Source organism: Aquirufa beregesia, from assembly GCF_011090385.1.
In the GTDB taxonomy this organism is placed as follows: Bacteria; Bacteroidota; Bacteroidia; order Cytophagales; family Spirosomataceae; genus Aquirufa; species Aquirufa beregesia.
Map to the genome: position 1 here is coordinate 1 of NZ_SEWW01000013.1, position 10,927 is coordinate 10,927.

The window sequence follows — 10,927 nt, forward strand, 5'->3', positions numbered from 1 at the left end:
GTAGGATCATTTGCTAAGTTTAGCCTAGCTATGTCAGACCCTCAAACATCTGGCACCGCCTTTACAGGCACGAATACTTTAACGGCACAAGATGCTTATGGTAATACGGTAACAGGCTTTAGTGCAGCAACGAATAACGTAACCGTGACATCGAGCTTAACAGGTACTATTACGGGCTTATCAGGCACGGATAAATTAAGTAGTGCCGGCGACTTTAGTAGTGGCGTAGCGAACTTAAGCAGCTTAGGCTTGAAGTTCACAGGCACATCAGGTTCAGGGACGTTTACCTTTAGTCCAGCTACTGGAGCACCAGTAACTTCTGGTTCTATCACGTTAAATTCTGGAGCTGCAACAAAATTGATCATCACGGGCAGTGGAAGTCAAGTAGCAGGAGCAAGCCAAACGATTACGATTACGGCGAAAGATGCGAGTGGCAATACAGCGACAACCTACAGTGGAGCTAAGTCCATCACATTCAGTGGCGCGAATGCCTCGAGCAGTCCAGTGACGAATCCAACGGTAGCAAGTACGGACTTGGGCACAGCGACAAGCCTTACTTTCAGCAATGGAGTAGCGAGTGCGAGCTTGAGCTTGTTCCAAGTAGAATCAGCGATGATAGCAGCCACAGATGGAAGCATCGTAGCTGCAGGCTCAGACCGCTTGTCGGTATCTGTCTCTACTGGTAGCTTCTCTACTTTTGTTGTCATCATTAGTAGTCCACAACAAAGTGGAACTGGGTTTACTTTCGGAGGTACAAATACCTTAACAGCGAAAGATGCTTATGGCAATACTGTAACTAATTACGATGCTTCAATAAATAATATTACGGTAACTAGTAGCTTAGTTGGCACAATAACGGGTTTATCTGGATCAAATAAATTGACAGGATTTGGAGATTTTGTGAATGGAGTAGCTAACATAAGTAATTTAACATATACTGGTATAGCAGGTATTGGCACCTTCACTTTTAGTCCAGCTACAGGAACAGCAGCAACGAGCGGCAATGTGACAATCGGAGCAGGAGTGGCAAGCAAGTTCATCATTACCGGAACTGGCACCCAAACGGCAGGAGGGACACAAAATATCACGATTACGGCGAAGGATGCGAGTGGTAATACAGCGACAACCTACAGTGGAGCTAAGTCCATCACATTCAGTGGCGCGAATGCCTCGAGCAGTCCAGTGACGAATCCAACGGTAGCTGGCACGGACTTTGGCACAGCGACAAGCCTTACTTTCAGCAATGGGGTAGCCACGGTGAGCATGGGCTTATTCAAAGTAGAGTCGGCACAGATTGTAGCTACCGATGGATTGGTGAGCACGAGTGGATCAGATCGCTTGAGTGTAACCGTGAGTCCAGCCACCTTTAGCAAATTAGCTTTAAGCTTGACCGGACCACAGATCAACGGAGTAGCGTTTACAGGAACTAATAGCTTAACAGCACAAGATGCCTATGGAAATACAGTAACTAGCTTTGATGCCAGTAGCAATAACATTACAGTAAGCACGAGCTTAAGTGGAGCAATTTCAGGATTATCAGGCACGACTAAACTAAGTAGTGCCGGCGACTTTAGTAGTGGTGTAGCGAGCTTAACAAGCTTAGGCTTGAAATATACGGGAGCGGTAGGTTCAGGCACCTTCACGTTCACACCAGCGACAGGCATAGCAATTACCAGTGGAAGTATTACTATTAATCCTGGTTCAGCTAACCGATTGGTCATCACTGGAACAGGAACGCAAATCGCAGGAAATACACAAACGATTACGATTACAGCCAAAGATGCTAGTGGTAATACCATTACATCTTATGCAGGTGATAAGGCGCTTACATTCTCAGGAGCACTTAGCTCATTGAGTCCAGTAACAACACCTAAGGTGACGGATAAAAATTCCAATCAAGTTAGTATGGGAACTGCTGCTACCATAACATTTACGAATGGTGTAGCAACGACCAACTTGGCCTTGTATTTAGCTGAAACAGTTAATATCGCAGTAAGTGATGGATCCTTAACTGCCTCAGGATTGGATCGTTTGGCTATCTCAGTAGGAGTAGGTTCATTCAGTAAATTAGGATTAACATTATCAACATCTCAATCCATTGGTACAGCCTTTACAGGGACCAATACCTTAACAGCTTTGGATGCCTATGGTAATACGGTAACTGGCTTTAGTGCAGCGACGAATAACATTACAGTGACTTCTAGCTTAACAGGTAGTGTTACAGGATTATCCGGAACAAATAAATTAAATGGAGCAGGCGACTTTGTCAATGGTGTAGCGAACTTAACCAGTTTAGGTTTAACCTTCACAGGAACTGCAGGAACAGGAACCTTTACCTTTAGTCCAGCTACAGGATTGGCAGTAAGCAGCTCTAATGTGAGCATGAGTTCTGGTTCGGCTACTCGATTAGTCATTACAGGGGCTTCTTCTACACAGACAGCAGGTGCTGCTCAGTCCATTATCATTACAGCCAAAGATGCCAATGGAAATACGGTAACTAGTTTCACTGGAGACAAAACACTCGTATTCTCTGGTGCAAGTGTTTCTCCTAATGGAAACTTTACCGCAAGTGTAAATAATAAAACAGCAGTTGCTACCAATTTTGGAACCAATACATTGCTAACATTTAGTAATGGGGTAGCTAGTTCTAGCTTGATACTATACACAGTTGAAACGGCAAATATTGCCGCAAGTACGGCTGGAATTACGGCTTCTAGTGGATCCGATAGATTAACTGTAACGGTTAACGCTGGAGTATTTAATCAATTAGCTTTGAGTTTAGCCGCTTCACAATCGAATGGTATTGCTTGGACAGGAACCAATACGTTGACAGCGAAAGATGTTTATGGAAATACCGTAACGAACTTTAATGCAAGTTCCAACGTAATTACCGTAAGCTCTAGCTTAACAGGTAGCATTACAGGATTGTCAGGGATTAATAAATTGAATTCTGCAGGTGATTTTGTGAATGGAGTAGCCAATTTAACCAGCCTGGGTATAGTTTACTCTGGTTTGGCTGGTTCTATTAATTTCACTTTCACTCCAGCAACAGGAACAGCTAGCGTAGGTGGCCCAGTAACCATTAATCCAGGTGCTTTAAATAAATTGATCATAACAGGCGCAAGTACTCAAGTAGCTGGTACTACTCAAACCATTACCTTGACAGCCAAAGATTCTGGAGGGAATACCATTACTAGCTATACAGGTACCAAGAGCTTAACCTTCTCCGGAGCAACAGCATCCACACTTCCTGTGACTAGCCCAGCGGTAGCCAATACGGCCTTTGGAGCAGCCACAAGTGTGGTATTTACCAATGGTGTTGCTACGGCTAATATGAACTTGTTTCATGTCGAAAATGTGTTTATCTCAGCAACAGATGGAACCATTACATCCACTGGTACAGATCGTTTATCGGTGGATGTCAATCCTGCAGCCTTTAGTAAATTACAAGTTGCTTTAGCTAGTTCACAAGCCAATGGTATAGCCTTCACGGGTATCAATACCTTAACGGCCTTGGATGCTTATGGCAATACCGTGACGAGCTTTGATGCTTCTGCCAATAACATTACCGTTAGTCCTAGCTTGACGGGTAGTATTTCTGGATTATCCGGAACGAATAAATTAAGCAGTGTAGATGACTTTGCTAATGGAGTGGCCAACTTGACAAGCTTAGGATTAACATTTACTGGAACAGCAGGAACAGGTACATTTACTTTCACTCCTGCAACGGGTACTGCTGTTACTAGTGCCAATGTTAGCTTCACCAGTGGAAGTGCGACTAAATTTATTCTAACTGGAGCCGCTAGTCAAACAGCAGGTGTTGCTCAAACCATCACCATCACCGCTCAGGATGAAAGTGGAAATAGCGTAACGACGTATACTGGAGCTAAATTATTGACATTCTCGGGGGCAAATCCTTCCACAAGTCCAGTAACAAAAGCAACAATAGATGCAACGGATTTTGAAACAGAAACATCCATCACCTTTAGTAATGGTGTGGCAACTGCCAGCATGATTTTATATCAAGTAGAATCTGCTGTTGTGGCAGTGACTGATGGAAGCATTTCAGCAGAAGGAACCGATCGTTTAACGGTGGCAGTTACGGCAGGAAGCTTTAGTAAATTAGTTCTTAGCTTAGCAAGTCCTCAAAACAATGCAGAGACTTTCAAAGGTATCAATACCTTAACGGCGAGAGATGCTTATGGTAATACAGTCACAGGATTTAATGCTGCTACCAATAATATCACGGTAAGCACTAGCTTGACGGGTTTAATCAGTGGATTATCTGGTACCAATAAATTAAGTGCTGCGGGTGACTTTGTGAATGGGGTAGCTAATTTAACTAGCCTAGGTATGATTTATACTGGAAATCCAGGAACAGGAACATTTACCTTTACTCCAGCAACAGGTACAGCCATAACTAGTGAAAATATTGTAATCAACGGAGGAGAGGCTACTAAATTGGTGATTACTTCAGCAGCTACTAGTGTAACAGCAGGGGTAGCTCAAAGTATTACCATCACAGCAAAAGATAGCAATGGAAATACGTCCACGATGTACACAGGTACTAAGTCGTTGATATTCTCTGGTGCAAATTCAGCATTGAACCCAATAACCACTCCTTTAGCAGGTAGTATCGCTTTAGGATCAGCAACCTCAGTCACTTTTGTAAATGGTGTAGCTACGTTAAATGTTACTCTTTATAAAGCTGAAACGGCATTAATCGCGACTACAGATGGAATCATCTCTAGTGCGGGTGCAGATCGCTTAAGTTTAACGGTGACCCCAAGTACCTTCTCTAAAATGTCGGTGAGCCTAGCTTCCCCTCAAAATAGTGCTGTTGCATTTACAGGAACCAACACCTTAACAGCTTTAGATGCTTATGGTAATACAGTCACAGGATTTAGTGCTGCCACCAATAATATTACGGTAAGTACCAGTTTGGCTGGAACAGTCTCGGGATTATCAGGCACCAATAAATTGACAAGTGCAGCTGATTTTGTAGCCGGAGTTTCCACATTGACTGGATTTACATATTCAGGTACAACAGGTACAGGAACATTTACCTTTACACCAGCTAGCGGAACTGCTGTAACTAGTACTTCGATTGTAATTAATGCGAATGTAGCCAGCGCTGCTACCTCAACCTTAACACCAATCAGTGCGAGTCTGGTAGCGAGTGGTATTCCACAGATCTTAACGGTTACAGCGAAAGATGCTTTAGGTAATGCGATAACCACAGGAGGAGCTACCGTCGTTATTTCCAAATTGTCGGGAGTAGGTACAGTTTCCGCGGTGACGGATAATGCTAATGGAACATATACAGCAACAGTTAGCTCTATAGTGGCTGGAACAGGAGTGTTTGTGGCAACCATCAACGCTAATCCAGTATTGAGCGGTGCAGCCACTCAAACCCAAGCAAGCATCATCTTTACCGTGGGTGCAGCCAATGCGGCGGCATCAACTTTAAGCCCAACTACCGCTAGCATAGTAGCCGATGGTAGTACACAAACATTGACAGTGACCGCTAAAGACCTGAATGGTAATGCAATTACCACTGGTGGAGCTACAGTTCTTATTACCAAGTCTTCAGGTGTAGGAACGGTTTCTGCCGTGACAGATAATGGCAATGGAACCTATACAGCTACGGTTAGTTCAACGACTCCAGGCACAGGAGTATTTGTGGCAAGTTTAAATAGTAACCCAGTATTGAGTGGAACAAGTAGCCAAACTACGGCTAGTATTACCTTCAATGCGGGTGCTGCTATGAAGTTGATTATTACGGGTTCTGGTACTCAAACAGCAGGTGGACAACAAATTATCACCATAACTGCTAAAGATGCTAGTGGAAATACTGCCCTAGGATATACAGGATCTAAATTAGTGACATTCAGTGGCGCAACTAGTTCCGCCAGCCCTGTGACAGCTCCTAGCATTGATGGTGCCAATATGGGTGCGGCTATGAACTTGAACTTCACTTCAGGTGTGGCTACAGCGGTCATGAGATTATATAAATCTGAAACGGCTATTATCAGCGCTTCAGAAGGAACAATCACGACTAGTGGTTCAGACCGATTGACTGTTGCGGTTAATGCTGCCAGCATGTCTAAGTTTGAGCTGAATTTAATAAGCCCACAAGTAGCAAGTCAAGCCTTCGTTGGTGTGAATACCCTAACAGCTCAAGATGCCTTTGGTAATATCATCACGAATTTCAATGCCAGCTCTAACAATGTGACAGTAAGTACCAACTTAGTAGGTGTCATTTCAGGATTGTCAGGAGGAAATAAATTGACTGCCGCTAATGACTTTGTGAATGGAGTAGCCAACTTGACAAACCTAGGACTAATCTATACAGGTGAAATTGGTATAGGTGTATTTACATTCACTGCCTCAACAGGAGTAACGATAACAAGTCCAAGCATCACCTTAAGTTCTGGTGAAGCTGCTAAGATTAAATTGAGCACCATCGCGAACCATGGCGCTGGATTAGGACAAACTGTAACAGCTACTTTGGTTGACGTTACGAATAATCCTGTGAAAGCTACCGCTAATGGTCTCATTACTTTGACCGTTAAAACTGGTACAGGTACATTAACTGGAACTGTTTCAGCTACTTTATTAGCTGGTTCAAGTTCGGTAGATATCACAGGCTGGGTTTACAATAAGAGCGAGACAGGTGTAGTTTTATTAGCTACAGGAAGTGGATTGTCGAGCAGCAATGTAACAGGTAAAACAGGAGAAACCAATGCATTTAATGTAACAGCTGGAGCACCTACCAACTTCATCATTACATCAGACAAGAATGTGGTAAGAGCAGGCCTTAAAATGGTAGTTTCCCTGCAAGCAGTTGATGAATTCGGAAATTTTGTGAGTAATTTCAAACAAGATTTAATCATGCAGTTTGCTGGGGCATCCGTTTCTCCAAACCATATTGCCAATCCTCAAATTGGAGTATCTCTGACAACTACATCTATTCCAATTGACAGTAAGCCACAATCGCGTGTAGAATCAAGTAAGAAAACGACGAATTCTACGGTCAATATTTTAAGTAATACTACTGGTGGTGCTAGTTTGGCCAATGCTAAAACAGGAACTAGCAGTGCGAATATTGTATTGGATGGATTTACGCCATTTGGATCTGATGTAGTAGTGAAATTTGTGAATGGAATTGCTACGCTAGAATTAGTCTTGTTTGCTGCTGAAGTGGCAAATTTAGAGGCCAGAACGGTCAATGGATCTATTGTAACAAAACCTGAAAATAAATTACCTATCACCGTAGAGCCAGATAAGTTCAACACCTTAGAGGTGAAGTTAGATCCTGTACAAGAATCAGGCAAGCCAATTACTGGATCAATGACTGCTGTGGATGAATGGGGTAATGTGGTTAAAACATTCAATGCAGCTGAAAATCCAGTTAAAATAGTAGTGACTAGTGTAAGTGGAACAACTTCGACCAATCAAAGTACGTATGTTTTATCTAAACCAACTGACTTCACCCAAGGGGTTGCAGATTTCTCTGTGCTAGGTATTACATACAAGGAAGCTACTTCTGGTTCTAGTAAATTCACCATTACACCAACAGAAGGTGTTGCTGTTCAAACTCCTGAAATTGTGGTGGTTTCACCAGATACAGATGGAGATAGTGTATCGGATGAACAAGAGTTAATAGATAAGACCGACTTGAACGATGGCTGTTCTTATTTGATGAGTTCGTTTGTCATGTCGAAAGCTTCATCTGCATGGAAAGCGTTGGATTGTGATGGTGACGGTTCTGCTAACGGAACAGACGTTGAGCCTTCTAATGCCTGTTCAGGTGGAGTGGCAGGTTATATTCCACCAAAAGGAAGTATTGGATATGCCAAATATTTTGCTGGCGACTGCGATAGCGATGGTATTTCGAATGAAATGGAATGTAACGGAGGATATTTAGGAAGTGGTACTTGCCAAGACTTTGATTCAGACGGTATACCAAACTTCTTGGATCCAGATTCGGATAATGATGGTATCCTAGATATGATCGAGAAGAATATGGATAGCGATGGAGATGGCGATGCCAACTACCTGGATTTAGATTCGGACAATGACGGTATTTTAGATACTCAAGAAAGATCACCCGATACCGATGGAGATGGCATCATGAACTTCCTTGATGTAGATTCAGATAATGACGGTATTTTGGATGCTTGGGAAGGAACAGATAATAAGCGAGGAACCATTGATGATAACTACGATGGCCGTGTAGATAAAAATGGCTCAGCTCCCGATGTGAACGGAAACGGATTAGCAGATTTCTTAGAAGGTAACCCAGCTCCAGTACCAGATACAGATAAAGATGGCACACCAGATTATATCGACCTAGATTCTGATGGAGATGGTGTTGCGGATAAAATCGAATTAACCAATGACCCAGATAAGGACGGAAGACCAAACTACCGCGATAAAGATTCGGATGGAGACTGGTTAGGAGATAGCGATGAACGAGATACGGACAACGACGGAGACCGTATCGCCAATTACCTAGATGATGATTCGGATGGCGACGGTATTCCAGATGCTTGGGAAGGAAAAGATAAGTGTAGAGAATGCACTAATACCAATGATGACAATGACAATGGTTGGGATGATCGAGGAGAATACAAAGCGGTGATAGATTCGGACAAAGATGGATCACCAGACTTCTTAGACCTAGATTCAGATAATGACTGCATCCGTGACGGTGTTGAAGGTGGCGCAGATTGGGATCAAGATAAATTGGCCAACTTCCGAGATACGGATTCTGACGGAGATGGTATTTTAGATCTAGTTGAAGTAGGCGATTGTAATAAACCATGGGATACCGATGGCGATGGTTTGAAAAACTTTGAGGATACGGATTCAGATGGAGATGGAATTCCAGATAGCATTGAAGCCGGAAAAGATTTATCGAAACCTGTTGATACGGATGGAGATGGTATTGCAGATATGTTAGAATTGGATGCGGATAATGATACCATTCCAGATAAAGTGGAAGTAGGTAGCGATGTGTGGAAACCATTGGATTCGGATACTGATGGGAAGTATGACTTCCGGGATACCGATTCAGATAATGATACGGTATCTGACAAGTTAGAAGTGGGAACGAATCCAAACATGCCAAGAGATACAGATAAAGATGGTTTAGCTGATTTCCGTGATGTGGATTCTGATAATGACACAATGCCTGATGGCGTCGAAGTAGGTATCATCAATGGAATTCCAGTAGATACAGACAAAGATGGTCTAGCCGATATGTTGGATACAGATTCAGATAATGATAGTATTCCAGATAGCATAGAAGCAGGCAGAGTACCATTAGTTCCATTAGATTCTGATGGAGACTTATTGCCAGATTACCGTGATATTGATTCGGATAACGATGGTATGTTAGATAGTATTGAGGTAGGTGCTGATGTCAACAATCCCTTGAATACAGATGGTGATACCCATACAGATGGAACACCGAAATACGATTACCGTGATACCGATTCAGATAATGATGGTATCCCTGATTTCATAGAAGCAGGAGCTAATCCATTGAAACCTCAGGATTCTGATGGTGATAACCTTCCAGATTACCGTGAATTGGATGCGGATAATGACGGAATCCCAGATAGTGTAGAAGCAGGCAAAGATCCAATGATTCCTGTAGATACGGATAAAGATGGTCAAGCAAACTACACCGATACTGATTCGGACAATGATACGATCTCCGATAAAATTGAGGCAGGAGATAGCCCTAGAGTACCAGTGGATACCGATAAAGATAGCTTGCCAGATTATTTGGATTTAGACACTGATGGAGATACTATTCCAGATAAAGTGGAGGTAGGATCAGATCCAAGTAGACCAGTAGACACGGATAAAGATGGTATATATGATTTCCGTGATTTGGATTCTGATAGCGATGGTATTCCAGATAAGATGGAAGCTGGTCTAAATCCCAATATCCCAGATGATACCGATGGAGATGGTGTAGCAGATTACCGCGATATAGATTCGGATAATAACGGAATCTCGGATAAGGAAGAAGTGGGTCCAGACCCATTGCATCCAATTGATACTGACGGAGATGGAGTACCAGACTACAAAGATCCAGATGATGATGGAGATAGTATCCCAGATAAATTGGAGGATGATTTAAACTATGGAGCTTTACCAGATTGCGATAAAGATGGAATACCTAATAGTAAGGATAAGGATATTTGCGAACCATTTGTGACGCAAGGATTCTCACCTAATGGGGATGGAATCAACGATAAGTTTGTGATTCCAGGAATCATGAGCATGCCAAGCCACCATCTAAGCATCTTTAACCGTTGGGGTAATATTGTTTACGAAACCGACAATTATAAAAATGATTGGGGTGGAGAGATACCAAAAGGCGTAGGTGTCGTTCAAGGAGAAGGTACTATTACGGATGGTGTATATTTCTACATCATCGACTTCAAAGGAGCGAAACCAAATATTCAATCATTCATTTATGTGAACAGATTGGATAAATAAAGAGATTGAAATGATGTCCTATACGTCATTTCAATGAGAGGGAAACCTCTAAAACATTAGAACACGGATTGCAGAAAGTCGGGACTTTTTAAGTTTCGACTTTTTTATTGGTTAATTTTTGACTCAAAATTCTATTAAAAAGAGAACAAATTTCTTGCCATTAATAAGTATTTTTACCACCAATCTTTTGATATTTGCAAGGCAATGAATAATTGCACATTCTAACCACTAATAGCCAGATCAAACACCCACAAGGTGCTAGGTTGGCGTATAAATAACATGTGTTCTAAACAAGTAAAAAAGAAAGGAAGCGATAGCTTTTTCTTTCAACTTCGACAGCGCTATTGCGTCATTTTCTCCTTTTTCTTTTGTTTCTTTCTGTTTGGGCATCTTGCTAGTAAGGCAA

The 10,927-nt window shown here is 42.3% G+C and carries 2 protein-coding genes; one reads left to right on the plus strand and one right to left on the minus strand.

The window, feature by feature from the left end; translation table 11 throughout:
• Window positions 1-30: 30 nt before the first annotated feature.
• Window positions 31-10,521, plus strand: a complete 10,491-nt coding sequence (locus EWU23_RS13525) for an invasin domain 3-containing protein (protein ID WP_205753186.1) — start codon at window positions 31-33, stop codon at window positions 10,519-10,521.
• Window positions 10,522-10,779: 258 nt separating this feature from the next.
• Here the strand turns inward: EWU23_RS13525 and EWU23_RS14195 are convergent, their stop codons facing one another.
• A complete protein-coding gene (locus EWU23_RS14195; RefSeq protein ID WP_262886097.1) occupies window positions 10,780-10,911 on the minus strand; it encodes a hypothetical protein in 132 nt (43 codons plus the stop codon).
• Window positions 10,912-10,927: the final 16 nt, after the last annotated feature.

Excerpts from the sequence above, each read along its gene's own strand:
- EWU23_RS13525 (WP_205753186.1), top strand. The coding sequence starts at position 31 with ATGTCAGACCCTCAAACATCTGGCACCGCCTTTACAGGCACGAATACT.
- EWU23_RS14195 (WP_262886097.1), bottom strand. The coding sequence starts at position 10,911 with ATGCCCAAACAGAAAGAAACAAAAGAAAAAGGAGAAAATGACGCAATA.